A 24,435-nucleotide genomic window follows, 5' to 3' on the forward strand; every position below is an offset into this window, starting at 1 on the left:
TTCATTATCAATTAACGGGTTTCGCTATTAGCTGTGCCTGTCTCGTACGTTCGATCAGTGTACAATTTTCAAGAAGAATATGATTAAAAATATCTGCTTCCAGGTCTTCTAACCGCTTCAATACGAGTCGGTGCGTACCACAAGCTTCCTGCATTGGCTCAAAGCCGTTTGTGATCAAGCGCATTTCCTTCAGGAATTCCACCACCGTTTGATGTTCGTCTTGAAACTTGGATAAAATTGGATTTAATTCATCTGCTCGTTCCACTGTTGATTCTTGTAAAAATGCTTCAATCATCGGAAACACAAGGTCCTCCTCATTTTGAATATGTTCCGATAATTCCTGTTTAAGCAAGGTGAACAGTTCATTAACTCGCTTGAGATGCGAATAACGTTCACCGTGAACCCGCGTTAGTTTGGTTACATACGGCGTTAAGGCCGATAGTTCTTCCCGAAGCTTCGTATGATACTCATTTTGAATATAGGCGATTAGTTCTTTTGGTTCGAGTGAAGGAGGTTGCATTTGCTTATGCTGTGCCTGCTTTTCTTCCACTTCATGTATCTGCGTCAGCAGCTCACCAGCGTGGAGGCCTCGATTGGCTGCTGCTTCACGGAGCGATATTTTCCCTCCACAGCAGAAATCAATCCTCAGTTTGCGGAACAAATCTCCCGTTTTGGGTACTGCTTTCACAATGTCCGCCACCCATGTTTCTTCCGTTAACTGGCTCATCTTCCATTCCTCCATCTTACTTCGATTTTATGCTTAACTTTCATTCTACGTCTCCCTTAAAGCTGAACCAATCAGGGGGTTCCCTCTTTCACTAGTGGAAAGAGCCTGATTATAAAAAATCAGAAAGCAACTGTTCAGCCGCTTCTTTCCCTTGAGCGATGCAATCTGGAATTCCAACGCCCCCATAGCCAGCACCGCATAGAAAAACACCCGGTAAATCCTGTGCGAAGTCCTGTCTCATCTTCGCCATATGCTCTTTGTGTCCAATCGGATATTGCGGCATCGATCGATCACACCTACTGACTTCGGCGAATTCCGGTTCCGCTTCCAGGCCCATTAAATCTTTCAAGTCTTTGCGCGCGGCATCCACAAGTTGATTGTCTGTCATCTGAATCCACTCCTGTGCGCCTGCATGTCCGATATAGGTCCGTAAAAGCGTATATCCTTCAGGAGCAGTATGGCTCCACTTCGTCGAAGACCAAGTACATGCCGTAATCTTTTTGCCTTCTTTGCGAGGGACTAGAAATCCCGTTCCCTCAAAAGCAAAATTAAGATCTGTGTTTTTATAAGCAAGAGCAATATTGGCTACGGAAACATAGTGAATCTTGTGTAACCAGCTAGCGCTTGCAACGCCGGAAAATAATGTAGCCGCTTCAAAAGCTGGAACAGCGCAGATCACCGCATCCGCATCTATTTTTTGTCCGTGTTCTAAAATGACCTGATAACCGCTTTCCTTCCTTACTTCAACTACACCTTGCCCCATAACAAAACGTACGGTATCCAGCCTTTCCTTTAGCCGCTCCACGATCGTAGATAATCCTAGCCGATAAGAAAGAAACATACTTTTCTTAGCGATATCCGGCAGTTTGTCTTGTACTGCTGGCTTTTTCCCCGCCCCTTTAGACATACCCTTAATCAAACTTCCATGCTTTTGTTCCATTAGTTTAAATTGAGGGAAAGTTGACATAAGGCTCAGAGAATGAGTATCCCCAGCGTAAATTCCAGACAGCAGAGGTTCTGTAATCTGGTCCAGAACTTCTTTGCCAAGACGCCGTTTGATAAAATCACCTAGAGATTCGTCCGCATCACCTTTCTTCGCCGGAATGATTAAATCCAGGGCTGCCCGTGCTTTTCCCAGTGGAGAAATAAGTCCTGTCCGAATGAAAGGAGTCAGCTTTGTTGGGATGCCCAGAATGAAGCCCATCGGCATCGTATGAAGTTTGCCCTTATGCAAAATGCAAGCAGATTTGGCTTTCGGGTTTGTCGATACCAGCTCTGCTTCCAGCCCCAACTCCATGGTCAAATCCAATATTGCCGTCTTTCTGGCCAAGAAAGCATCCGGTCCTTTTTCGATCATAAAATCGTTTTGGCGAACGGTTTGCAGCTTTCCTCCCAGACGTTCACTTTTCTCCACCAGTGTAATCTCCACTTCAAGCTGCCGATCCTCAGCCAGCTTTTTCACATAAAAGGCAGCACTTAAACCACTTATTCCTCCACCGAGAATAACGACTTTTTTAGAACTTTTTTTCATGAAAACACTTTTCCTCTCCAACCCCGGGTATATAAGCGCAATAAGGGTCACTCTCCAAATAGTCTCCTGTTATTGCAAAAGCCCTTGCTCTGGAGCCCCCACAGATGGCCTTGAATTCACAGACTCCACATTTACCTTTAAGTAGGGACTTATCTCTAAGATTCATCATGATCGGAGAGTTGCGATAAATATCTGCCAGGCTATCGTTTCGTACATTCCCGCACATAAGAGGCAGAAAACCGCTCGGGTATACTTCGCCGATATGACTAATAAAAACAAATCCATCTCCATCATTTACGCCTTTAGGAGCACGTCCTAAAACATCTGCCCTCTTTTGTCCGTCTGCTACACTGCTCTCACCTGCTTTGTGCTTTTGCTGCAGTACGACCCTCCGGTAGTGGGGAGCTTCTGTAGCCTTCACACCGTACGGCATCTGTTGCTGTATTTGATACAACCATTTCATTACGGCTTCATGCTCATCAGGAGTAATCATATCTTTCTCCATGCCACGTCCGGTTGGAACAAGGAAAAATAAACTCCATAACACGGCCTGCATTTCCTTTACCCTTTCTGCAATTCGCTCCAGATCATGGAGGTTGTACCGGGACACCGTAGTGTTCACTTGAATAGGGATATTCAGCTCCTTTAAATAACCAATTCCTCGCATGGTTGTATCGTAAGAACCCACCGTACCCCGAAAATGATCGTGAATGTCTGCACATGAACCGTCCAGACTAAAAGCCCACCGCGATAACCCAACTTGCTTTGCTTTTTCTACCGCTGCTCGTGTCACTTTAGGTGTGGCACTGGGGGTCATTGAAACCGACAGATTTTTCTCTTCAATTGCATATCGAGCCAGTTCAAATAGATCAGGACGCATCAAAGGATCTCCGCCTGTGAACACAACCAACGGATGATTCATTTCAGCGATTTGATCTATCAGCTTCTTACCTTCTTCTAGTGTCAGCTGGCGAGGATCAGGTTTGTACTGAGCTTCCGCTCTACAGTGAAGACACTTTAAAGCACAAGCTCGTGTAACCTCCCAGATGACTATAAACGGATCAGTATGATAATCACGCGGCGTTTTCAAAGATATCATTGATGTCTCTCCTTTTAGAAGTATAAAAACAATACAAAAACATAGAGCATCATTGAAAATCCAATTTCCGCCATGCCAACTTGTTTTGCCTTTAATCCGAGTTTAGGAAGCCATATGGCCCGCATCAAAAAAATCAAAAAAGGAACAAACAGAGGTAACTTTAAGCAAGTAGCAAACAACAAAATCACCAAATGATAGATGACGGAAGCATAATGGTAACGTATATTTTTTCTTTCACGAATGATCGTTTTGACATACAAAGCAGTTCCGATAAAGTAAAGCACCAAAAGTAAGAATAGCTCTGTTGCTACTCTCCAATCCTCTCCTCCCCCCATATAAATAACGGGGTATATAAAAGAACAAAAGAGTAGAATTGCAACAATGTCATTAAGTAAAGCACGTTCATTTTTCGTTTTTGCAAAATAAATATTAGCCATAAAAAAGAGCAATAGAAGAGCTCCATACCAGATCAAGGCAGTCTCAAACCATATCAGTGAAATTAACAAAGGAAGTAATATCACTCCGTATACAACGGCGGGTTTGCGGTATCTTTCACTGCTGCCTGTTTTGATCCATTGGAGGACAGGAAAACTGAATAAGTAGATAAAAAACCAGCACACAAATAGGGGGATATGAATGAGTTCCCCTCGAGAAGCAGCTAAACCGAATAAAAATGGAAGAATGAGCATGGCCCAGGCTCCATGTTGATTGGGTATGTATCTGCTCATCCCCTTCAAACCCTTGATCCTTTTTTCACAATCTTTTTTATGTCTGTTATTTCGGTTAATCGATTCATCATCCATTCCCCCAAGATTGAGTTTTATCTTCTAACTTCATTCTAAGTATTATATGAAATTGAACCAATTAGGGAGTTCCCTTTTCCTTAGGGGGGAAAATCCTAACCGGAAAAATAACGCTATTTTCTTATGCTATACTGTACTAAAAAAGGGTACAAAGAAAGGATGAACTGTTATGGGAGGACCTTCTTTACGTCAACTGCATGCTCATCATGCCATTCATCAAGGCGGGCTATCTGGCGCTCTAGATAAGACGAGAGAAGTAGAGGAATTACTCGAAGCAAAAGAATTCAAGGTGGCGCGCCAGGCTGCCGACCACTTGATCGAATATTGGGAAACCCGCATTCTTAGCCATGCTGATGCAGAAGAGGAAGGATTCTATCAGGAAATGGTCGAGAAAAAACCGGAACTGCAGGAGGCTGTTGTCAAACTTACACGGGATCATGATCTGCTCCGAATCATTGTAAAAGAGCTCAAAGCCATGATCCGTGAAGAAGGGCTTACGCCTGAAGTTCTTCAGCAGTTCCACGCGCTTCTGGTTGTCAATGCCATCCATAGTCGGGAAGAAGAACGTTTGTTGTTTGAGGAACCGTCATGATCAAGATGTGACATAACGATTCACTTTCTCTATAAAAACGTACCGAAGAAATAGTCCAACGCCTCCTGTGAGTATCCGTCATCTCCTTGCCAAGCTGCTACGGAATAAAAATCATGATTGCCGTGCTGTCGTTTACGAGGCGTGTCCTGTGGAACCAGCAGTCCGGCATATCCCCACACCTCCATGACTGCATCACGCTCGTTTTTGCTGGATGGAAACACATCCTTCCAGCGCTTTTCCAATTGACGTGCACTGCTTTGAGCATCACAGTTCTGAACAGCTTCGAGCATGTTATGAAGTATAGTCAGATCCTCATCGGAAATCTGAACAGCCTCTTCTTGACTGAACAATTCAAGGTCCATCCAGCAATACAGAAGGTGGTTCAGACGAATACCGCCCCATTTGATTCGTTCAAAATTCAGTACATTCAAATCTTCATTGACATATTCCTTATCAGACATCAATTTATTAAAATTACAATCCCCACAGCTACTGTAATTGGGCAAGACGACAGGCCGCTCCCCATAGGTGTGCAAAGGAAGCCCTGCGGTTAATGCCCAGCTCGATAAGGCGCTTCGTAAATGAACCTTTTTCGTGGAAAGACTGTGCAAAAACGCTGCTGCCACTCGCTCTTTTGTAGCCTTTTGCTGGTGCAGCTCATGCAGCCTGTTTATAATCTCGTTATGTGTAATCGTGATCGGATCGAACATCAAGCCCTTACTTTTGGCATATTCAAAATCCTCACCCGAAAAAGATCCCCGCTCCTGCTTCCAGCCGCTAGAGGACCAGAATGTGTTCATCAGTATTTTTTTCGCCTTTTTATCCACAACACATCTCCCTTACTCATTCAACACCCTCACCTCCAGCACAAAGCGCAGGGTTGTCGTGTATTTTATGTAAGATCACTATTCATCTTTATACTTAAAAGCAATGGCCGTATTTCCCGACCGGGGGTCAAAATAAGAAGAGATTTTCCCCCAGTTCAGTTCATATTCCATATAGGGGTAAGGCTTTGTTTGACGATAGCTTGGCTTTACGGACAAATGTTGCTGTAACAAACGATCATGCTCCCTTTGTCGCTTTCTCTCTCCTTCCTCAGACCAATTATCCCACGAAGTTGGAAATTCATCTCCCTGGAGCGAAATCTCCACGACAATTAGGTTTGTATCCTTAAAGCATACGGACACAAAAAAATGCCGACACAGCAAAGAAACCTGATCGAAATGATACCAGATGTAGTCATTCCCTAGCTCTCTTACAGAATGAAAATATTTCGAATACCAAGTGGTCTCTAACAACTGATCTTCCGTTAAAGATGAGTAGATCGCACGCTCACCATCGATCTGAATGATTCCCGATTCCCAGTCATTCATTGCTGTCACTCCTTCAGCTATTATGCCAATCTCCTACAGTTACTCTCTGTCCTCATTTGTCCACATGATTGAAAATGGCCTGCCAGGCCCGATCTAGCACGATGATTTGCTTGTGAAAATCATTTTCCACCTGCTCTACAAAACGATCGGTTCCAGACTGCTCTCTAAATGAGCCTATTAGTAAAAATCAAAGTACCCCCGCCAGACTCCTTCATTCTGATGCTTGGCAAAATAAAAGCTGCCTCCATCTACAATATTCAATTGGGCTTTGGCATCTGAGGCAATCTGAAACACAAATTCATAGCCCTCGCCAAAGTCGATGCCTGGTTGAATAAAGCTGGGATAGCCACCGATTTTGTGAACCGCATATATTTCCTCTACGATGTCCTCAAAATAGTCGGGTTCCTCCTCGTCCATCTGGTTGAGAACATCGCCGTATTCCTCAGGGATATTTTCACCGTCCCAGACCGGATAATCATTCTCTTTAAGTTCGGGGAACAGCGGAAATGCTTTGATTTGCATAAATGCCGGACCAAAATCTTTTTCAACCAAATCCTCTACCGACGTATACTCACGAATACACATATATCCTTCCATGTCCTCATGATCTAGTACATCGGGAGACAGGAAGACCGTCAACAGCTTGACACTGCGCATAGCTTCAGGGACAAAGGGCAAGGCAGGCAAATACAATTGCATGATCGGAGCCATAACATTCCCCTGTACATCAATGGGTTGTTCCTCCGTTGGCAAAGCCACTGTAACTCTACCAATCCAGCTCTGTTCAAGGGATTCCGACGGTCTGCGACCCCCTGTATGAAAAATCGTAGCTTTACGTTTTAGAATCGTTCTTAGCTTCTCAATAGAGTTGCTGGACAACGAAATCACTCCTTTCTAATCTAAAATAGAAACAGAACAACATCCTCGCCTGCTTTAAATCCAAACTCTCTTAATCGATCCTCCATCTCTTGAATCTGATGTAGATAATCTTCCGGCATAGCTGACAGACCCTGTTCATTCACTAATGTCCCGCCAAGTCTGGCGCGCGCATATTCGGCACTTTTCCACATTGCCTCAAACACAGTTTGCGGCTGCACGGTCCGTACCCCATCCATACTGAAAATCAAATCTGCAAAGCGATCCTCCGCGAGTGTACTCAACCCAAAAAAGCCAGGCTCGGTTCCCGTATGTACGCTAAATAGTTCATCATAGCCTCCCTGACCGTGATGGTGTGCATGGAAAATATCCATATCTCCCCACTCCATTCCGAGGCTCAGCATGACATCCCAGATATCCGCTCCACGGTAAGATTGGCCTTGATCCGCTACTAGCCTAAGCATGACAGCGTGTTCCCTTTCACCTTCCTGATCTGTAAATGCTTTAAGTTTTTCCGCTTTTGCACGTGCATGGGCAGCATCCTCCCGAGGAAGCACATGAACAGTGCCCTTCTCCTGAAAACACGCTGGCAGTGTGTTCATAAAGTCTGCAACCTTGGCTTCATCTAAACGAACCTGCATCTCTACATTATCGAATATATCCATACAAATACAGATTTTATCAAAATGGCATTCACCTGCCGGTCTGCGCCCCACACTAGTCCACATCTGCAAATCATGGACATGCCCATACACGATATATCCTTTGAGCAATTGCAAAATATCCTCATCTGACAACGTAAAACCACTGAATTCCACATCAATCAGCCAATAAATATTAGCATCAGGCTCCACTTGATGGATTCCTTTTATGGTCTTCACAGGCTCATATTCCAACTTCACGGCAAGGATGCTAGATACATCCTCACTCCCATGTTCAGGTAAATTCATGAATCTCTCTCCTAACTAGCTGTTTTCACTTTACAGTTTCCTATAATTCTCAATATATATTAAACTATAAATCACCAAGCACAAAATAGTATAAAAACGGTGCTGGGTTGTTGAACATAACTTTTTAGAATTTCAAAGCTTCGAAAGGGGAGAACTCATGATACAAAAACTTTGGCAAAAAGGGAAAGCTCTGTCTCTGCCTATTATGGTGTCCGCATCGCTGATATCTGGAGCGCTGTCTGTAAGTACACCTGCGGCGAATGCGGCTGCAACCAAGGAATTGCTTCAGCTATCTGGTCAGACGACTTACTATGGAGAGGTTGAGAATGGGCAGCCCAACGGACGTGGTACGATCAAATGGAGCGAATATAAGCAGTATTCGGGTGATTTTGTGAATGGCAAGCGTTCAGGTACTGGAAAATATATAAATCAATACACGGATGCAGATGGACAAAATCATAAAATCGTATACAACGGCACATGGAACAATGACACGATGAGCGGCAAGGGTACGCAGACCGAAAAAGTGACACAAATGGACGGAACCGTACGTTCGAACGAGATTCAAGTAGGTACTTTTCAGAACAATGGATTACAGAACGGCTACCAAGTGATCCACGCTGTGGCCGATCCAGACTTCAGCTTCACTTATAAAAATGGAAAAGAAGTGTTAAATATCTTGCACAGTAATCAAGATCTGGTCCAAAGGTGGCAAAAAGGAGAGCTCTTCTCCGTAAATTATAAAAATGGCTCTGTCCAAAAGGAATACTCCATGTTCCCTGAAGAGACTGCTACCAAAGAACGTCAAAGACAAGCGTCCATCAAGTATTTCAAAGGAATTACCGCCAAGGTCACTCCTCACTTGCAGCAGTTTGAAAAGCTGTCCAAGCAGATTCCGCTAAAATAATTAATACGACGCGAAACATGCATTAGCTCTACGCAAGAAGGCCTCTCTTTCTAATGGAAAGCTCCATTTGAAAAGAGGGGTTTTTTTCGTTTTCGTTATGAATAACTTATAAGAACTTCGGATCATAACACTCCTACTTTTCTCCCTTATGAATCCTCAGGAACTCATACAAATGACTTATTTTTCACTAAAATCCCCTCCTTTTTTTGCTAACCCCCACTAGATTCACTAAAATATAAGTAATTATTTTAATCATCCGAGGTGGACATCATGGCTAAAATTATGGTCCCTCCTGAGAAACTAGAAGCGGTTTCCAGGCAGTTCGCACAGGCACGTGAGCTGGGGGCACAAATTTGCGGACAACTGTCACAGCATATTCAGATGTTGGAAAATAGCTGGGCAGGAACAACACAGCAGCGCTTTTATCAGGATTTTCATAAAGCGCGTGGACAAATGGATGCTTTCACTCAAACTGTCGGTTCTGTCAGCACAGAGTTGCGTTCCATTGCAGTAAAATTCATGGAAACAGATACCCAAGCAGACTCGGGTATTAATAAAGGAGATCACAGCGGACAGATCGGCAACAGTGAAGGGGCAACTTCCGGGAAAAAAGGACCCGATCCAGCAGATATAGCCATTAACAGCATTTCAGAAGCCAATAAATGGCGCGGGCAACTGGGATTTGCCGGAACAGCTATCTATAGCGGTCTGGCTTCCACACTTGTGCTCACCAAAACAGTAGAATTCAAGAAAAGTCTGAAGAATCCCACTCGAGCAGTTATACATAATGCGGCATGGGTGAAAGGCAAGGGTAACAATGCTTTTATGCGTAATTTAGGCAAAAACCTAAACCGCCAATTCGCCAAACCCGGTATTGTGATGAAGGGGTTAAAGGGCTTTGATCGATTAGCTGGAAAGCTTCAAATGGGTAAGCTCGGCCTCGGATTCAATAAAGCCAACAGCTTTCCTCAGTGGACACGGAACGTCATCGCCGGGGTGGAAAAAGGCCGATATGGCATAGCTACCCGCCAAATTCCCGGCATGATTGCCAAAAAGCTGTACCCTATTAATGCCACCATGAATATTGTGGGCGAGGGTATCAGTCTGGCTGGAAAATGGAAAAGCGGGAAGCTTACCGGAACGGATGTGGCTGTATCCGCTTCTAACGTAGCGATTAAAACCGCCGCAACTTATGGCGGTGCTGTCGCTTTGGGAGCCGTAGGCGGCGCTATCGGTGGTCCGGTCGGTGCAGCCGTCGGTGCTTATGTCGGCGGTACGGTGGGAAGCTGGGCAGGTGGAAAAGTCGCCAAATTCGCCGAAAAAGGGATACGTTGGGCCAGCAAACTATTTAAATGACATATACCTAACAGATGGAGAAGGAGCCTGACTATGGATAAACAAACGGTAATTTTAACGCTTGAGGAACTAGGCTTTGCCTTGACCGCACTGGGCGCAGAAGATATGGCTTCTGGTCTGCTCCAATCTTATTACGGGGAACTAACCGAAGATCGCTGGGAACTGCTTTTTCATGCTGCAACGCATAGCCTGATATCCAAGGGTCTGATGGAACAACGGGATGACGAGCAACAACAGCTCGAATTTGATGAGTTCATTGTTGAAATGCTAGCTCATCTGGTACAAAGTCGTCAGATGCTACGTGGCTACAAGGAGCAACAGGATAAGCAAAATACATTAACGATACACCATGGAAATGAACGTTTTCTGTATCATTTCTCCAGTCACAATGAACTTCATTTCTTTCGCTGGTCTTCCCCAGAAGACTGGCATCATGACATTGATCAATTGTTCGGCCTGCTTGCTTCGAACTTCAATGCGCACAGCCGATACGTCGATCTGACCGAAGAACAGTGGAATGAGTTAACCTCATCCAACTTCAGTATGCAGCAAATGACAACGTGGAAGCTTCATGAGTCGGCCCAACAAATGATACAAGACTGGCGAGAGGATTTTGATCGTAATCAGTGTAGCCTTGATAATTTGAGCCAGATGATATACGCGGATACAGATGAAGATGGACCTTCCGTTACAAATCTGCTATTTGTTCTTAAAGGAATGAATGATGTGTGGATTGTAAGAAATACAGAACTGGATATGCAGGCCATCCCATGTCTGCGTATTGAAAGTGTAACCGAAGCTGACTGGAGAGAACGGATAACATATTTCATTCAGGAGTTTGTACGCGACGAGGCGGTATTCCGTGGATAAAATTGTATATCGAAGATCTTTGGCATTTTGGAAGGCCATGGGCAGCTTGATGTTTGTGCTGATTTGTCTGTTTTTGCTGCTGCTCATTTTTATCGACGAAGATATCTCAGCTCTCCAAATCTTCTTCTTTATTACGTCCGCCATTGTCGGACTTCCTTTTTTCGGTAGCTATCTTGTGGTTTGTTTGAGCAGAACGCTTCGTAAGGATACCTACCTGTTCATCTTTGACGAACACAGCATTTCCGATGGTATTCGAACTGTCCCGTGGGCTGCAATCACTAAAGTCGAATTCGAAGGGGCCTCCATCCGCAAATGGCTGCGCCCTCGCTTTCCTGCCTTTATTTTTCATCTGAATGACCGCAGCACCTGGGAAGTCAGCACCGATTATGTGTTGAACGATATGGAGCTGAACAAAGCAGGGAAACAACTTCGAACTCTCATTAACCAGCATGGCAAGCCAAAGAAAAAACGTTCCTGAATAGTGCCATTGAATATATCAAAGCTTGTCTCTATCATATGCAGCTACAAGAGCCACAACCACTGCTGCCGAGTTGGCCGCAGCCAAATCAAGATTGGAGTCAAAAGAATCCGCCGCTTCTACACCGGCAAGATCAGACAAAGAACGGACAGCCAAAAATGGAACACCAAACTGGTACGCAGTCTGAACGACCGCGGCCCCTTCCATATCCGTCACTTTCGCTTCAGGAAACTGGCTACGGATAAAATGGGCGCGCTCAGCCTGGGAGATAAAAGAGTCTGCCGTCGTAATCAAACCGTTGACGATCTGCCCCTCAATCCTGGTCTCCGCCAGCGCTTCTGTCGCAAAAGCAAGCAGCGCTGGATCGACAGGATAACTTGCCGGCATCTGTGGCACCTGTCCGTAGGTATAGCCGAACGCCGTTCCGTCCACATCGCTGTAAGTCAGCTCGGTCGCCACTACGACATCGCCAACATGCAGCGCTGGATCGAGCCCACCCGCAGATCCGGTATTAATGACAAGCTCCGGGCTATATCGCTCAATCAACAGCGCCGTAGTCGAGGCTGCGTTCGCTTTGCCAATTCCTGATTGCAGCAGAATAACTTCCTTGCCCTCAAGCTGGCCCGTATAAAAAATCCCGTTCGCAATCTGGGTCATCTTTATCCCTTCGATCTGCGCTTTCAAATCTGCTATTTCTTCCTCCATAGCTCCGATAATCGCTATACTCAAAGTTCTTTTCCCGCTCCCTCCATGAATGCCTTGTATTCCAGCTTATACTTGAAAAACACCCGTTGCTGCGATGCGCTGCACCGCCTCCAGCAGCCTTTCCTCACTGTTTACCAGACTGACCCGCACATGAGAAGCTCCTGCACGACCAAAGCCTTCTCCAGGAGCGACCGCAACATGCGCCTCGTCCAATAAAAAGTCTGCAAAGGAAGCAGATGTATACCCTTCTGGCACCTTGAACCAGGCAAAAAAAGACCCTTGGGGAGCAGCTACATCCCAGCCAATACCCCGTAACGCTGCAATCAGAACATCACGGCGCCGCTCATATAACGCCGCGAGCTCCCGTACCGGTTCCTGCGTGCCCAGCAATGCCACAGCTCCCGCATCCTGTACCGCTCCAAAAACAGTGCTGTAGGCATGCGTATGATAATGCTTGAGCGCACCAATGATGGACGAATTTCCCACTGCAAATCCGAAGCGCCATCCAGCCATGTTATACGTTTTGGAAGCCGTATACGTCTCGACGCCATACTCCTTGCCGCCGGGGATTTGCAATAAACTAATCGGCTTATATCCGTCAAATCCAAGAGCACCGTAAGCAAAATCATTCATAACCGGAAACTGGTACCGAGCGGCATAATTCAGCGTCTTTGTCAGGAAATCTGCAGTAGCTACTGCTCCAGTCGGATTGTTCGGATAATTAATCATGAGTAATTTGACCTGCTCTGCAATTTCTTCCGGCACGGTTGTATAATCAGGCAAGAAGCCATGCTTCTCATCAAGCGGAATCGTATGAATATGAGCTCTTGCCAGCGCAGCAGCGGAATAATATTGGGGATATGCCGGATCGGTGGTCAATAACCAATCACCTGGATTCAATAGCGCCTGGGGAATCCCCATTACGCCTATGGCTGAGCCGTTGAATATGGCAATCTCTCGGTCAGGATCCAGTTCCACGTGATACTCCCGTTTATAGAACGCGGCGACAGCCTCCAGCGTACTTTTTTTTCCATGAAAAGGCGGATAACCCTGATTGATCGGTTGATCGACCGCTTCCTTCAAAGTGCTGATGATATGCGCCGGTGTCGGCTGATCCGGGTTGCCGGCTGCCAAATTGATTACATCTATTCCCTTACTTTTATACAGATTCACCTTGTCATCCATTGCGCTAAAATAGTTGTCAGGCAGAGCCTTGACGAGATCAGAGGATGAAAAAATCACGTTCATCTCCACCTTCTATCCATAAGATACAGGCTGACAACGTCAGCCCGCAGAAGATAATACCCCATATTATTTGAAATAGCTTGGCAGCTTGTAGCCTTCATAATCAGGATTCGATTGGATGTACTTTTGGAATTCATCTGAATGATATCCTTCAATAATGTCTTTGACGAAGGGCTTATCCTTGTTCTTGCTGTCCACAGCGACCACGTTCGTGAACGGATCTGTCATATTTTCAAGCTTTAATGCCGAGGTCAGCTTTATTCCATTCGATACAGCAAAGTTCCCTTGTATAGCCGCAAAATCAACATCCTCCAGTGCACGTGGCCCCTGTGCCGGGTCGGTAGCAACAAATTGCAGATGATGCGGATTAGAGGTGATATCGTTCACCGAGGTTTGCAATGGATTGATATTGTCCTTTAACGTAATCCAGCCTACTTCCTTCAAAATATTCAGCGCACGCAGCATATTGACTGGCTCGTTGGGCAGGTTGATTTGGGCTCCCTCACTGATTTCGTCAAGGCTGGTATGCTTGCTGGAGTACAATCCCATTGGAGGAGTCGGGACCTGCACAGCACCAATCAGATCAATATTCTCCCGCTTATTCATAGAATCCAGGTAGAGCGAATGCTGGAACACATTGGCATCAATATCCCCCTTAGCCACGGCTACATTGGGCTGAACACCGTCTGTAAACTCTTTATATGTAATCGTATATCCTTTCTTCTCCAAATATGGAGCCACACCATTCTTAAACTGATCGCTATATGGACCGGGATTAAAGCTGATATGCAGTGTTTTCTTTTCTTCACCCGCAGCGTTGCCCGACGTATTCTTGCTGCCGCAGCCTGAAATAAAAAGCACGACTGCTCCCAGCAGCAATATAAATGAAATCCATGGTTTCTTCATTTTGATGTCTCCCCCTGCTCCTTGATATCATCTACTTTTGGTGAGTTAGAATGTTTACAATCGCTCAAAATACCAAGTAACTTGATGCGTTTTATAGATATTACAATGATTTTTTATTCACTGTCAACAACATTTAATTACGCATCTTCTGCATAGCAAAAAAGAGGGCATAACAGGAGATCCCCTTGAAAGCAAAACACTTCACACGTTTGTCATATACTTCCGTTTTAAATATACCCCTTAGGGGTATATTTAAAATAAGTAATTAAAACCCTAAAGGAGCTGTAAATATGAGAATGCAATGGGCTTTGCTCGCTGGTACAATTATGATTATTTTGAGTGGGTGCGGAAACAGTAACACGCCGAACCAGGAGCACACAACAAACAGCAGTCAACAGCACGACACATCGGATATGAACCATTCCACTTCCAGTGAGCTTCCTACCGGACTAAAAGAAGCGGAAAATCCAGCCTTCAAAGTTGGTAGCCAAGCGACTATTCGAGCTGACCATATGGCAGGCATGAATGGGGCCACTGCCACGATTGTTGGTGCTTATACGACTACTGCTTATACGGTCTCATATACTCCAACCACTGGAGAAGAAAAAGTGAATAATCATAAGTGGGTTATTCATGAAGAGATTAAAGATGCAGGCAGCGAGCCCTATGCACCGGGAACGGAGGTTATCCTTACAGCAGATCATATGAAAGGGATGGATGGGGCTAAGGCTACCATTGACTCCGCAGAACCAACGACCGTATATATGGTAGATTATACGCCGACTACAGGAGGAGAGCCTGTCAAAAATCATAAATGGGTGACGGAGAGTGAGCTTTCAGCCCATTAGAACTCTTACAACACAGGCGCTTATGATAGCAAAGGGGAGCCTGACATCGGCTCCCTTTATACGGCTTTATTTGAGTTTGGACAAACCTACTTCGCTAAAATGAAGTTCATGCCATCTGATTCTTCACTTTTTAAATAATCCGACGGTGTTTCGTGGCCAAGTGCGGGGACTTTTCGATCCATCCAAGTCAGCAAATACTCCCCCATATCGGGCAGCAGCACCATCTGAATCTCCTTTGGAATTTTACTTTCGGCCACTTTTACTCTTATAGCCGGATCTACCTGATCATATCGCTCCTGATAGAGCTGAACCATGTTGGCCCAGCTCCCCAGCTTAAACTCTTTCAAATATATGTCTCTCATCTATGAGCCCTCCTTAGGGCCTCAGACAACGCTTCTCATGCTGGAGCAACCATTCTTTTCTCCATAGCCCTCCTGCATAGCCCGTTAGTTTCTGATTGGAACCGATAATTCGGTGACATGGAATCACAAGGCTCAGCTTATTTTTTCCATTAGCACTGCCTACGGCTCGGATCGCTTTTTCATTTCCAATAGCAAGAGCAATATCTTTATAGGCTGTCGTTTTACCGTACCCCACGGACACCAGAGCATTCCATACTTTTTGCTGAAAATCCGTACCTTCAAAGGCATAAGGAAACGTAAACTCAAAGCGCTCACCTTTAAAATACTCGTCAAGCTGGGTAGCGCATTCTGCTAATACTTGGATTGGAACCTTTTCTATAGCCCTCGTTAAGAGCTCATTCCGATTAGAGAACATAATAGAATAGACAGCCTCATTTGTGCCCTGTATCTCTATCTCTCCAATCGGCGATACATACTTCAATACGTAAAGTTCACTCATAAAAGGATACGCCCTCCTTCCTTTTCTATTCCTTACTCAACTTTCTATACTCACTAGGAGAACAATGGTTCAAGCTGCGAAACGCCTTATAGAAATGGGAGGGACTTTGGAATCCCGTCTCATAGCAAATCTCAAGATTCGTAAGATTTGTACTTTTAAGAAGATAGGCTGCCTTATCTACTCTTATTTTTTCCAAATACGTACGCGGGGTTTCGGCGGTTTCCTGTTTAAAGATCCGATCCAAGTAAAAGGAGCTTATTCCAATATGGTCCGCAATATCCTGCAATACAAGTTTTTCCTTGTAATGATTGACCAAGAAGGTTACTACATTCTGCACAAGTCTGATATACGGCGAATGGTCTGTATGGGGCTGGCATCTTTTGCAAGCACGAAAACCCGCCTTTTCCACTTTGTCCAAATCAAAGTAAAACTCCACATTTATTTTTTTCGGCTTTTTGGATCGACAGGAAGGTCGGCAGTATATGCGGGTTGTTTTCACAGCGGTAAAAAACAACCCGTCATACTTACGATCACACGCTATAATTTTCTCCCACATTTCTTCAAAAGAAAGACTAAGGTTAGCCATGATCGAATGCTCTGTCCTTTCTATAGTTCATATTCATCTAGTTCAGGATTTTGCAAAATCCTCATATAAATGTGATGTATCTTGAAGCTCTATCAACTGTTCGGCATTCTTTTGCAAAGCAACTATTATCTTATCAGAAAATGCATTTCCAAAGCTAAACCGTTTAACACCTAACTGCTGAAGCTGGTGGACATTCGTCAGACCCGGCAGGGATAAAACATTAAGCGGAGCATGTACATGAAACACAACTTCCCTGATCTCTTCATCACTCTTTAATCCTGGAACAAAAATTCCGCTCGCACCACTATCCACATACGCTTTGGCCCGCTCTATGGTCTCTGAAAGTGGGGCATCCATCTGCAAATATGTATCCGTTCTTGCGTTTATAAAAAACTTTTGAAACCCACGCGCATCCAATGCTGTTCTTATTTTGGACAACAGGTTACTGTGCAGGCCTACTTCTCGAAGTCCCTTTTGCGTTTTCAAAGAATCCTCAATATTAATCCCTACAACTCCCACATTGGCTACCCTTAAAACATGCTCAACAATCGTTGCCGTATCCTCCCCATATCCTGCTTCAATATCTGCCGACACTGGAATTTGAACATGCTCAGCAATCGTCCGAATAACGCTTACATGCTGGTCAAAATCAATAAGCTCTCCATCTGAGAATCCAAGCGTATTGGCAATTCCCCAGCTCGTCGTACCTATCGCCTTAAAGCCTGCCTTCTCCAGAGCCACCGCAGATAGCATATCCCAGGCGTTCCCTAAAAATAAAAGTTCCTCTGATGTGTGAAGTGCATGAAACTGATGAATTTTGTTCATAAATATAGCCTCCTGATATGTGATGTATCTCATTTTATCAAGAGACTATCTTTGTTTCGTCCTCATTCTTGCACTTATGGTCTGTAGGAATCTAGGAACAACTAGGTCCATTTATTCACATATAAATCATAATTTTTGAAAAAAACGGTTATTTAAGCTCTATTCAATCCTATGCTTCTTATCTATACTCTTGCTAAATCAATTCGAGTTAGATGCAAATCTACGCTTTTAGTCCTTCACAATTACATTATTATAGGAGGAGTTATATGTATAAAACAAAGTTCCTTATGATCTTGCTAAGCTTTACTGTAGTCGCTTCTTTCTCCAGCTTGTCCGGCCCTTCACCTAGCAAGGCTTTTGCTGAAGAGAATGCAACTCCGGTACAGAAAACGATCGATTTAAATGAGGGCTTCGACCATTCAAATGAAGCTAGTATAGAGCCAATATCCCTTACCAGCGAAGAAGCTACTAGCCAAGCAACGGTTACAGCTATTGATCATGATGCTAATTTCTCACCTTCAACACTTCAGTTCCTGAAGGCTAATACAGGACTTGACGGTGAGCAATGGGATAATATTATGAAGCTAGTGAACAAACCAGAGCAAGATTCTTTGAAATGGACTGAATTCTATGGCTATGCTGAAGATATCGGCGATAATCGCGGATACACAATCGGTATCTTTGGAGCAACAACAGGCGGTTCAAATGATACAGGACCCGATGGTCCGGACTTATTCAAAGCTTTTGATGCTGCTAGTGGAGCTAGCAACCCTTCCATTGCAGGTGGATTAACACGTGCTGGCCTGAAGGGGAAAATGAGTGGTTCAATTCTAAAACTCAGCGATAGCGATAGTGTAATCAAGAAGAAGATCAACGCTCTCCAAAACAATGAAGCTTGGAGAGAAGCCATGTGGCGTACGTTCTATGACACCTATATCGAATATAGTGTACAGCAAGCACAGAAACGCGGATTTAATACTGCTCTGACGATTGGATCATTTGTCGACACAGCACTCAATCAAGGCGCTACTGGTGATTCAGGTAGTCTTGAAGGAATCCTCTCACGCTCAGGCAGTAGTACGAATGAGAAGAAGTTCATGACTAGCTTCTATGCTAAGCGTACATTGGTTGTCGATACCAATGATTATAACCAACCTCCCAATGGTAAGAATCGTGTGAAGCAATGGAGCTCTCTCTTAGCTTCTGGCGAAACAGATCTTAAGAACGCAGATGCAGCTGTGATCAAAGCAACGAATTGGGAACTGAAGTAAATATAATATACGTCATTAGGAGGGCATATCGTATGTCCTCCTTTATCTATTTTTCATGAACATTGAGTTGGCGATGACTGCTAACAACATCCCATTCTCCCATACAGTTCCTCTCATCATTCGAGTATGTAGGTCGCGTGTACAAATAGAGAGACTGTCCCAGAAGCCCGAAAGTTGCAAGCTCCTGAAACAGTCTTGTAAAATGGTTTATGAAGTCGAAATAAGGCTGTTAGATGATTCGATAGCCAGATGGCAGTCTACCGCTACTGCGGATATTACGGATTTGCTGCAACGTCAAACGTTGATTGGTAGAGATAATAGATTCCACATCATTCCCGCGAATCAGATCATCCAGGTCGGCGATGTTGCGATTGCCTCTAAACACACGGAAGTTACCTCTAAACCGCGTGCCAGTAAAGAGTACAAGTGTAGCATTGCTGCTGGTAGAAAAGAAACGCAGACTTTCGATGCCGTCGAGAATGTTATCGGTATTACGAATGCCTAGGTTTCCTCTGAATACTCTCCTGGAACCCCGAAAATTTTCTTCGTTGTAGACTGTAAGACGTGGATACGTTTGAGATACATATGCTTTGTTGTCCATGTTGTAATTCCTCCTTTCAACTTTATCTTATGCTTCACCATCCGAATGGCGCGGGCCTCGCAGCATCCATCTAAAAATAGTTATGTGATTGAATAGAGCAGACGCAGACTTGAAAAAGGAACATATGTTCTGTATAATCTAGCTTAGCAATTTGGAAAATCCTGAACTAACGGAGATGCGGACATGGACGATAAATTTATTGAGGAACTACGTGAAATTAGCAGAAACGACAAGCGAAGATCCGAATTTCTTATTAAGGGTATGAAGGAAACACTTCAGGAACGAAAAGAAAAAAACTTTATCGAAAGATGGATTTGGCGACAAAAAAATAAGAAGCTTATAGCGCGGAAGTTTAAATCCTAGTAGATATAACAACTGAATCTTCATAGCTTCATAGCACTCACTTTACAAGTGCTTAGGTCACAGCTCATTAGGAGGCGGAGTCATGATTGAGCTACTAGTCCCAAACGACGATATATTAAATCAAAATCAATTTTTGGCTGATGAAGTTCGATACAATTTGATCCATCGAATTTGTGAGTCAGAAGAGTCAACATGCCTCAAAACGTCCGATAAAAATATGATCTTTGCTCAATCACCCGGACATAAGGCTTGGCTATGGATCTCACAACAAATCACAGATGATTATAAATTGACCTATATAGAAGAACTCTTACGTTATTTAAAAGGAACCACCCTATACCCCGCCTAATTTGCGAAAGAAAGGTTTTGCCAGCGCAATGGTATCCGAGCTATGTTCCATTTTGGAAAATGAGCATTTAGTACCCATGCTATATGCAGATTTAAAAAATTCGGTTTCCAATCAAGTTTATAAAAATATCGGCTTTGAGGAAGGCGGCAAAATCACTGATATTGCGTTTGAATAAGCCTTCCAACTGCAAGAGAGCATGTTATTGCTCATTCAAATCAAAGAAGGCCGCAATGTCACCTTCATCACTGGGCCTCCTCTTCACTTATCTATACACTTTACTCCGTAACACCCACTTGTGTTTGAACTGAGGATCTTCGTGTAAGTAAATACGTAGCCACAATAGCGATACCAACCCCTGCTGCTCCAAACCAGGTGATGGAAGACAGCGAAACCTGACCAACAACTACACCGCCAATTCCGGCTCCGGCTGCCATAGCAAGCTGCATTGTAGATTGATTGAGACTCAGCATCACACCGGAAGATTCAGGCACAAGTGTGACCAGATTATATTGTTGAGTAGGTCCAGTTGTCCAGGCTGCGAACGACCAAAGGATCAATAAAGCAAATACTGCGATCAGGGAATGAGCGGCAAAAGGAAGCAAGAGTAAGGAAATACCGTGCAACACCATACCCCCTAATAATGTAAAGGGTATACCCTTTTTATCCGCACTGTACCCACCAATTTTTGACCCGATTAGACTGGCAATTCCGAAGGCGAGCAATACTGAGCTTAGCATATCCTCTCCTACACCTGATACATTCAGCAAATACGGTGAGATGTAAGTATACGCGAGTGAATAACCACCTAGCCAAAAGAAGGTAATGCCTAATCCCAAAGCAACTTCAGGCTTTTTCAGAAGAGCAAACTGTTGTAGTAAGGGGACAGGTCGATCTCCTTTTAAGCGGGGAATTGTCATAGATATAACAATTAGGGCAATAATCCCTGTCAACGCGATGCCGAGAAATACGGTTTTCCAGCCATATGCAGAAGATATCATTCTCCCAAGCGGCACCCCGATAATCAGCGAGGCTGTAAAACCCATAGTAACCGTAGCAATAGAACTGGCCTGCTTGCCGGCTGGGGCAATTTTCGCAGCAATGCTCAGTGCTGTAACCACGACCATCCCCGCCCCGAGGGCCATAAGAATACGTGCGGCGATAAACATTCCAAAACCCGGCAGAACAAAGGAGAGGACATTGGCTACTGCAAATAATCCGAGGGAACTCAAGAGCAGCTTGCGTCTGTCCCATTTAGCGGTTACTGCCATCAGAATCGGCGTGCCAATCGCGTAAGCAAGGGAAAAGACTGTAATCAGCTGGCCCGCTGCGGACACCGTAATCCCCATGGTTGTTGCAATCTGATCCAAAACGCCTGAGATAATGTATTCGGATGTGCCTACCAAAAAACTAACAATTGCCAAAATATACACTTTCCACGTGCTCTGCATTTTTAAATAACGCCTCTTTTCTTTTGATATTTTTATATTTTTATATTTTTACAAATATCGAAATTAAGACTAAAAAAATTTATGTTATTAGGAACGGGGCATATTTCTGCGCTGCTTCCACATCCAAGCTGTAATAAATAAACGTCCCCTCTTTACGGTATGTGAGCAGCCCCGACTCTGCCATTTGCTTCAGATGGTGCGATAGTGTTGAAATAGCTACACTGTTCAGCTTCTCGCCCAGCACAGAGCAGCATTGGTCACTTTCCTCTTTTAGCAGAAGTGCTATTTTGAGACGAGTCGGTTCTCCAAGTGCTTTATATATTTTTACAGCCTGCTGCATCTCTGTTGTATCTTTCACCTTGTTCGGCTCCCTTCTGTTCAGTCTTAATTTCGATGTTTGTCGAAATAAAATTATCACAAACATTTGTAAAAGTAAACCCGTTTATTATAAAGGTACAGCTATTTTACACTCTGTGGTGTGAATAATGTTCTTTCTCATCCGATAAATCCCCCCCATCCATAAAGGATGGAGGGAAAAATGACTGAGTAGAGAGGGGGAATCTTGGACGCCATGGCGTTAATTCGGGCTTGCCGTGGGTCTGACAATAATTTCATTAACATCTACATCCGCTGGCTGCTCCATGGCATACAGAATGGAACGGGCAATGGCATCAGGCGAAATCGAAATACGACGGTACTCTTTCATTCCTTGCCGGGCCTCTTCATCTGAAATACTGTCAGCAAGCTCAGATTCGGTTACTCCTGGCGATACCAGCGTCACACGAATATCTCCCCCCACCTCCATACGCAACCCTTCAGAAATTGCCCGAACCGCATACTTCGTTGCGCAATACACCGCTGCAGTTGGGGTTACACTATACGCGCCAATAGAGGCGATATTGATAAACTGACCAAATCCTTGCTTTTTCATAATCGGAAGCCCTGCCGCAATCCCATGCAGAACGCCCCGTATATTTACATCAATCATGCGATCCCATTCCTCTACCTTCAGGGCTTCTAATTTTGAAAGAGGCATCACTCCCGCATTGTTCAAAATGACATCCACACGCCCAAATGTTTTTTCCGCGTACTTAATGAACGCTTCCATCTGGTCCCTCTTAGTCACATCCAGTTGCTGATAATCAGCCGATCCACCTTTAGAACGAATCTCAGATGTCAGAGCCTCTAGTCGCTCTGTCCGTCTGGCCCCTAATATTACATGAGCCCCATGGTGAGCAAGTAAACGGGCAGTAGCTTCACCGATCCCACTGCTTGCCCCCGTAATAGCTACGACTTTCCCTTTAATATCCAACATTCTTATTCCTCCTCTAGTTAAAAATATCACTGAAACAGATTACTTTTTTACTTCCCTGTAAAAAACCATCCCTGCATGATACAAAACACCATTTTTGAATACACCATCTGCCGTAAATCCGGTGTCGTCCACATATTCGATATAGTCATCTTCTAAGATATAGCTGCCTGTATAGGCACTTTGTCTCTGACCCCGTGCTTCATCATAACGGCCATTAGGCAAGAGTTCGTGACGGATATTTCCGTCTTCAGTTACCCACATCCCTATATAGGGATGCTGCGAAGCGTGTACACTTTTTTCCGCTTTGTTACTCTCCATGACTCCCACTCCTTTGCACTTCTATTTTTTTCTCAATTGCTCATTAGGTGTTGTATCTGCATCTTATTATGAGAGGAATGTCCATCAGCCCGGTAGAAGAATCAGAGCAAATTATTGCCTAATCCTCCAAAGCCCCTTAATATGTAATAAACTACTGAAAATGAAAACGGGCTACGTTGCAAAGAAGGGATGTGTCATGATGGGGGCAACCAAAATAGAAGGTTCTACCATGGAAAAACAAGCCGAGTTGGCAAGGCTTATAGAACGATTTTCAAATCAGGACGGAGTTCTCACTACAGCCATACCTTCGCTTCATTTCGTCCGAAGTTCAAATACAACCGTACCGATACATCAAGTCCATGAACCTGCTTTATGTATTGTGGCACAAGGCAGAAAAGTCGTGATGCTCGCAGAGGAAAGTTACCATTACGGCACATCCGATTACCTTGTTGTGTCGGTGGATTTGCCGATTTCCGGGCAGGTCATTCAAGCGTCAGCAGAAGCTCCTTATTTGTGCCTCCGGCTCAATTTTGATCCGCATCAGGTTCTGGACCTGATCAAGGAATCTGCTTTTCCCACAAGCCCAATGCCTGATTCCAGACGAGGCTTGTATGTAAGCCAAACTAACTCTCTACTGCTGGATGCCGTGGTAAGGCTAGTGCATCTTTTGGAAAACCCGCAAGATGTTCCGGTGCTGGCTCCATTAGTCATTCGTGAGATACTGTATAGGATTTTACAGGGGAATCAGGGGGAATCCTTAAAACAACTGGTCATGACCGGCAGCCATTCCAACCGGATCGCAGAAGTCATAAAGCGGATTAAGCAGGATTATGATAAGCCGTTACGTATTGAGGAATTGTCCAAACTAGCGAATATGAGTCCTTCGTCACTACATCGTCATTTTAAAGAGGTTACGGCTATGAGCCCAATGCAATATCAAAAACAATTACGTCTACAAGAGTCCCGCCGCCTGTTGTTATCTGAATCAGCGGATGCGGCAGATGTCGGTTTTCAGGTAGGTTACGAGAGTCCCTCACAATTCAGCCGCGAATACGCCCGCTTGTTCGGCCTGCCTCCAATTAGTGATATTAAACGCTTGCGCTCAGATCAGGATCACCAGACCACTTGAACCCATTGTTAGATGAACATCTGAAACCAATGGTTCTACTAACGTTTATCCAAATCATAAATGCCAGGATGTAAAAAACAGCACAAAACAGCCGCTCCTCCGG

The 24,435-nt window shown here is 44.4% G+C and carries 30 protein-coding genes; 10 read left to right on the top strand and 20 right to left on the bottom strand.

Translation table 11 applies throughout. The annotated features are described in order from the left end of the window. Nucleotides 1–7: 7 nt before the first annotated feature. From ric to G9G54_RS14485, 4 genes are all read right to left on the bottom strand, one after another. Nucleotides 8–727: an iron-sulfur cluster repair di-iron protein gene (ric, locus tag G9G54_RS14470; RefSeq protein ID WP_165178592.1), complete on the bottom strand. Its 720-nt coding sequence runs from the start codon at nt 725–727 to the stop codon at nt 8–10. 109 nt (nt 728–836) lie between these two features. Continuing rightward, nucleotides 837–2,258, bottom strand: coding sequence for a protoporphyrinogen oxidase (hemG, locus tag G9G54_RS14475; protein ID WP_165178593.1), 1,422 nt, complete (start codon nt 2,256–2,258; stop codon nt 837–839). Further along, nucleotides 2,242–3,357: a TIGR04053 family radical SAM/SPASM domain-containing protein gene (locus tag G9G54_RS14480; RefSeq protein ID WP_165178594.1), complete on the bottom strand. Its 1,116-nt coding sequence runs from the start codon at nt 3,355–3,357 to the stop codon at nt 2,242–2,244. Before G9G54_RS14480 ends, hemG begins: the two co-directional genes overlap by 17 nt. 14 nt (nt 3,358–3,371) lie before the next feature. Then, on the bottom strand, nt 3,372–4,160 hold the full coding sequence (locus G9G54_RS14485; RefSeq protein WP_165178595.1) for a YwiC-like family protein: 789 nt from the start codon (nt 4,158–4,160) through the stop codon (nt 3,372–3,374). Between the two features lie 169 nt (nt 4,161–4,329). Between G9G54_RS14485 and G9G54_RS14490 the strand changes: the two genes are divergently transcribed. Next, nucleotides 4,330–4,752 carry a hemerythrin domain-containing protein gene (locus G9G54_RS14490; protein ID WP_025718091.1) on the top strand — a complete coding sequence of 141 codons (423 nt, stop codon included), beginning with the start codon at nt 4,330–4,332 and terminating at the stop codon, nt 4,750–4,752. A 29-nt stretch (nt 4,753–4,781) separates the two neighbouring features. On the opposite strand, the gene G9G54_RS14495 is transcribed toward G9G54_RS14490, so the two are convergent. From G9G54_RS14495 to G9G54_RS14510, 4 genes are all read right to left on the bottom strand, one after another. Continuing rightward, entirely contained in the window at nt 4,782–5,579 is a 798-nt protein-coding gene (locus tag G9G54_RS14495; protein ID WP_165178596.1) for a hypothetical protein, read from the bottom strand. A gap of 78 nt (nt 5,580–5,657) precedes the next feature. After that, the gene (locus tag G9G54_RS14500) at nt 5,658–6,125 is read right to left on the bottom strand and encodes a hypothetical protein (protein WP_165178597.1); all 468 of its coding nucleotides are present in this window, start codon (nt 6,123–6,125) and stop codon (nt 5,658–5,660) included. 177 nt (nt 6,126–6,302) lie between these two features. Then, on the bottom strand, nt 6,303–7,004 hold the full coding sequence (locus G9G54_RS14505) for a DUF1963 domain-containing protein (RefSeq protein ID WP_165178598.1): 702 nt from the start codon (nt 7,002–7,004) through the stop codon (nt 6,303–6,305). Nucleotides 7,005–7,024: 20 nt separating this feature from the next. Then, nucleotides 7,025–7,951 (bottom strand): cell division protein ZipA C-terminal FtsZ-binding domain-containing protein, encoded by a 927-nt coding sequence (locus tag G9G54_RS14510; RefSeq protein ID WP_165178599.1) that lies wholly within the window; start codon nt 7,949–7,951, stop codon nt 7,025–7,027. A 160-nt stretch (nt 7,952–8,111) separates the two neighbouring features. Here G9G54_RS14510 and G9G54_RS14515 point away from each other — a divergent pair, with 160 nt between their 5' ends. The 4 genes from G9G54_RS14515 to G9G54_RS14530 all read left to right on the top strand — a co-directional run bounded on the left by G9G54_RS14515 (nt 8,112) and on the right by G9G54_RS14530 (nt 11,562). Then, complete coding sequence (locus tag G9G54_RS14515) at nt 8,112–8,858, top strand: hypothetical protein (RefSeq protein ID WP_185156305.1); 747 nt, start codon at nt 8,112–8,114, stop codon at nt 8,856–8,858. A 270-nt stretch (nt 8,859–9,128) separates the two neighbouring features. Next, entirely contained in the window at nt 9,129–10,214 is a 1,086-nt protein-coding gene (locus G9G54_RS14520; RefSeq protein WP_165178601.1) for a WXG100 family type VII secretion target, read from the top strand. A 33-nt stretch (nt 10,215–10,247) separates the two neighbouring features. Next, nucleotides 10,248–11,084, top strand: a complete 837-nt coding sequence (locus G9G54_RS14525; RefSeq protein WP_165178602.1) for a hypothetical protein — start codon at nt 10,248–10,250, stop codon at nt 11,082–11,084. Continuing rightward, complete coding sequence (locus G9G54_RS14530; protein ID WP_165178603.1) at nt 11,077–11,562, top strand: DUF5381 family protein; 486 nt, start codon at nt 11,077–11,079, stop codon at nt 11,560–11,562. The genes G9G54_RS14525 and G9G54_RS14530 overlap by 8 nt, the downstream gene beginning before the upstream one ends. A gap of 18 nt (nt 11,563–11,580) precedes the next feature. On the opposite strand, the gene G9G54_RS14535 is transcribed toward G9G54_RS14530, so the two are convergent. The 3 genes from G9G54_RS14535 to G9G54_RS14545 form a co-directional block, all read right to left on the bottom strand. Next, nucleotides 11,581–12,291 carry a 5'-methylthioadenosine/S-adenosylhomocysteine nucleosidase gene (locus G9G54_RS14535; protein WP_165178604.1) on the bottom strand — a complete coding sequence of 237 codons (711 nt, stop codon included), beginning with the start codon at nt 12,289–12,291 and terminating at the stop codon, nt 11,581–11,583. Nucleotides 12,292–12,333: 42 nt separating this feature from the next. Further along, a complete protein-coding gene (locus tag G9G54_RS14540) occupies nt 12,334–13,509 on the bottom strand; it encodes an aminotransferase class I/II-fold pyridoxal phosphate-dependent enzyme (RefSeq protein ID WP_165178605.1) in 1,176 nt (391 codons plus the stop codon). Nucleotides 13,510–13,578: 69 nt separating this feature from the next. Continuing rightward, complete coding sequence (locus G9G54_RS14545; RefSeq protein ID WP_165178606.1) at nt 13,579–14,418, bottom strand: MetQ/NlpA family ABC transporter substrate-binding protein; 840 nt, start codon at nt 14,416–14,418, stop codon at nt 13,579–13,581. 290 nt (nt 14,419–14,708) lie between these two features. On the opposite strand from G9G54_RS14545, the gene G9G54_RS14550 reads away from it, so the two are divergent. Continuing rightward, nucleotides 14,709–15,266 (top strand): YdhK family protein, encoded by a 558-nt coding sequence (locus G9G54_RS14550; protein WP_165178607.1) that lies wholly within the window; start codon nt 14,709–14,711, stop codon nt 15,264–15,266. An 86-nt stretch (nt 15,267–15,352) separates the two neighbouring features. Here the strand turns inward: G9G54_RS14550 and G9G54_RS14555 are convergent, their stop codons facing one another. Genes G9G54_RS14555 through G9G54_RS14570 form a run of 4 tightly spaced genes read right to left on the bottom strand, consistent with a single transcriptional unit; the run spans nt 15,353 to nt 17,538 of the window. Then, nucleotides 15,353–15,628, bottom strand: coding sequence for a hypothetical protein (locus G9G54_RS14555; RefSeq protein ID WP_165178608.1), 276 nt, complete (start codon nt 15,626–15,628; stop codon nt 15,353–15,355). A gap of 13 nt (nt 15,629–15,641) precedes the next feature. Next, nucleotides 15,642–16,127 (bottom strand): methylated-DNA--[protein]-cysteine S-methyltransferase, encoded by a 486-nt coding sequence (locus G9G54_RS14560; protein WP_165178609.1) that lies wholly within the window; start codon nt 16,125–16,127, stop codon nt 15,642–15,644. Nucleotides 16,128–16,152: 25 nt separating this feature from the next. Then, nucleotides 16,153–16,713 (bottom strand): bifunctional transcriptional activator/DNA repair enzyme AdaA, encoded by a 561-nt coding sequence (locus G9G54_RS14565; protein WP_023989728.1) that lies wholly within the window; start codon nt 16,711–16,713, stop codon nt 16,153–16,155. A gap of 42 nt (nt 16,714–16,755) precedes the next feature. Next, nucleotides 16,756–17,538, bottom strand: coding sequence for an isocitrate lyase/PEP mutase family protein (locus G9G54_RS14570; protein WP_165178610.1), 783 nt, complete (start codon nt 17,536–17,538; stop codon nt 16,756–16,758). Nucleotides 17,539–17,804: 266 nt separating this feature from the next. On the opposite strand from G9G54_RS14570, the gene G9G54_RS14575 reads away from it, so the two are divergent. Then, nucleotides 17,805–18,809: a chitosanase gene (locus G9G54_RS14575; protein WP_238808081.1), complete on the top strand. Its 1,005-nt coding sequence runs from the start codon at nt 17,805–17,807 to the stop codon at nt 18,807–18,809. A 229-nt stretch (nt 18,810–19,038) separates the two neighbouring features. On the opposite strand, the gene G9G54_RS14580 is transcribed toward G9G54_RS14575, so the two are convergent. Beyond that, nucleotides 19,039–19,410, bottom strand: a complete 372-nt coding sequence (locus G9G54_RS14580) for a hypothetical protein (protein ID WP_061828782.1) — start codon at nt 19,408–19,410, stop codon at nt 19,039–19,041. Nucleotides 19,411–19,855: 445 nt separating this feature from the next. On the opposite strand from G9G54_RS14580, the gene G9G54_RS25690 reads away from it, so the two are divergent. Both G9G54_RS25690 and G9G54_RS25695 read left to right on the top strand, forming a co-directional pair. Further along, a complete protein-coding gene (locus G9G54_RS25690) occupies nt 19,856–20,122 on the top strand; it encodes a hypothetical protein (protein WP_238808083.1) in 267 nt (88 codons plus the stop codon). Nucleotide 20,123: 1 nt separating this feature from the next. Next, nucleotides 20,124–20,297, top strand: a complete 174-nt coding sequence (locus tag G9G54_RS25695; protein WP_238808085.1) for a GNAT family N-acetyltransferase — start codon at nt 20,124–20,126, stop codon at nt 20,295–20,297. Nucleotides 20,298–20,397: 100 nt separating this feature from the next. Here G9G54_RS25695 and G9G54_RS14595 read toward each other — a convergent pair whose 3' ends face one another. The 4 genes from G9G54_RS14595 to G9G54_RS14610 all read right to left on the bottom strand — a co-directional run bounded on the left by G9G54_RS14595 (nt 20,398) and on the right by G9G54_RS14610 (nt 23,203). Continuing rightward, a complete protein-coding gene (locus tag G9G54_RS14595; RefSeq protein WP_069081162.1) occupies nt 20,398–21,570 on the bottom strand; it encodes an MFS transporter in 1,173 nt (390 codons plus the stop codon). 79 nt (nt 21,571–21,649) lie between these two features. Further along, complete coding sequence (locus tag G9G54_RS14600; RefSeq protein ID WP_013311367.1) at nt 21,650–21,928, bottom strand: ArsR/SmtB family transcription factor; 279 nt, start codon at nt 21,926–21,928, stop codon at nt 21,650–21,652. Between the two features lie 219 nt (nt 21,929–22,147). Continuing rightward, complete coding sequence (locus tag G9G54_RS14605; RefSeq protein WP_165178611.1) at nt 22,148–22,885, bottom strand: SDR family oxidoreductase; 738 nt, start codon at nt 22,883–22,885, stop codon at nt 22,148–22,150. A 39-nt stretch (nt 22,886–22,924) separates the two neighbouring features. Then, nucleotides 22,925–23,203, bottom strand: coding sequence for an Atu4866 domain-containing protein (locus G9G54_RS14610; protein ID WP_013311369.1), 279 nt, complete (start codon nt 23,201–23,203; stop codon nt 22,925–22,927). Nucleotides 23,204–23,402: 199 nt separating this feature from the next. On the opposite strand from G9G54_RS14610, the gene G9G54_RS14615 reads away from it, so the two are divergent. Beyond that, nucleotides 23,403–24,332: an AraC family transcriptional regulator gene (locus tag G9G54_RS14615; protein ID WP_069081184.1), complete on the top strand. Its 930-nt coding sequence runs from the start codon at nt 23,403–23,405 to the stop codon at nt 24,330–24,332. Nucleotides 24,333–24,435 lie beyond the last annotated feature (103 nt).

This window comes from Paenibacillus sp. EKM212P (genome assembly GCF_011066115.1).
GTDB classification, from domain to species: domain Bacteria; phylum Bacillota; class Bacilli; order Paenibacillales; family Paenibacillaceae; genus Paenibacillus; species Paenibacillus polymyxa_B.

Excerpts from the sequence above, each read along its gene's own strand:
- G9G54_RS14605 (WP_165178611.1), bottom strand. The coding sequence starts at position 22,885 with ATGTTGGATATTAAAGGGAAAGTCGTAGCTATTACGGGGGCAAGCAGT.
- G9G54_RS14615 (WP_069081184.1), top strand. The coding sequence starts at position 23,403 with ATGGGGGCAACCAAAATAGAAGGTTCTACCATGGAAAAACAAGCCGAG.
- G9G54_RS14500 (WP_165178597.1), bottom strand. The coding sequence starts at position 6,125 with ATGAATGACTGGGAATCGGGAATCATTCAGATCGATGGTGAGCGTGCG.
- G9G54_RS14555 (WP_165178608.1), bottom strand. The coding sequence starts at position 15,628 with ATGAGAGACATATATTTGAAAGAGTTTAAGCTGGGGAGCTGGGCCAAC.
- G9G54_RS14550 (WP_165178607.1), top strand. The coding sequence starts at position 14,709 with ATGAGAATGCAATGGGCTTTGCTCGCTGGTACAATTATGATTATTTTG.
- G9G54_RS14485 (WP_165178595.1), bottom strand. The coding sequence starts at position 4,160 with ATGGATGATGAATCGATTAACCGAAATAACAGACATAAAAAAGATTGT.
- G9G54_RS14520 (WP_165178601.1), top strand. The coding sequence starts at position 9,129 with ATGGCTAAAATTATGGTCCCTCCTGAGAAACTAGAAGCGGTTTCCAGG.
- hemG (WP_165178593.1), bottom strand. The coding sequence starts at position 2,258 with ATGAAAAAAAGTTCTAAAAAAGTCGTTATTCTCGGTGGAGGAATAAGT.
- G9G54_RS14510 (WP_165178599.1), bottom strand. The coding sequence starts at position 7,951 with ATGAATTTACCTGAACATGGGAGTGAGGATGTATCTAGCATCCTTGCC.
- G9G54_RS14575 (WP_238808081.1), top strand. The coding sequence starts at position 17,805 with ATGTATAAAACAAAGTTCCTTATGATCTTGCTAAGCTTTACTGTAGTC.
- G9G54_RS14595 (WP_069081162.1), bottom strand. The coding sequence starts at position 21,570 with ATGCAGAGCACGTGGAAAGTGTATATTTTGGCAATTGTTAGTTTTTTG.
- G9G54_RS25690 (WP_238808083.1), top strand. The coding sequence starts at position 19,856 with ATGATTGAGCTACTAGTCCCAAACGACGATATATTAAATCAAAATCAA.
- ric (WP_165178592.1), bottom strand. The coding sequence starts at position 727 with ATGAGCCAGTTAACGGAAGAAACATGGGTGGCGGACATTGTGAAAGCA.
- G9G54_RS14560 (WP_165178609.1), bottom strand. The coding sequence starts at position 16,127 with ATGAGTGAACTTTACGTATTGAAGTATGTATCGCCGATTGGAGAGATA.
- G9G54_RS14570 (WP_165178610.1), bottom strand. The coding sequence starts at position 17,538 with ATGAACAAAATTCATCAGTTTCATGCACTTCACACATCAGAGGAACTT.
- G9G54_RS14565 (WP_023989728.1), bottom strand. The coding sequence starts at position 16,713 with ATGGCTAACCTTAGTCTTTCTTTTGAAGAAATGTGGGAGAAAATTATA.
- G9G54_RS14490 (WP_025718091.1), top strand. The coding sequence starts at position 4,330 with ATGGGAGGACCTTCTTTACGTCAACTGCATGCTCATCATGCCATTCAT.
- G9G54_RS14580 (WP_061828782.1), bottom strand. The coding sequence starts at position 19,410 with ATGGACAACAAAGCATATGTATCTCAAACGTATCCACGTCTTACAGTC.
- G9G54_RS14545 (WP_165178606.1), bottom strand. The coding sequence starts at position 14,418 with ATGAAGAAACCATGGATTTCATTTATATTGCTGCTGGGAGCAGTCGTG.
- G9G54_RS14610 (WP_013311369.1), bottom strand. The coding sequence starts at position 23,203 with ATGGAGAGTAACAAAGCGGAAAAAAGTGTACACGCTTCGCAGCATCCC.
- G9G54_RS14525 (WP_165178602.1), top strand. The coding sequence starts at position 10,248 with ATGGATAAACAAACGGTAATTTTAACGCTTGAGGAACTAGGCTTTGCC.
- G9G54_RS14480 (WP_165178594.1), bottom strand. The coding sequence starts at position 3,357 with ATGATATCTTTGAAAACGCCGCGTGATTATCATACTGATCCGTTTATA.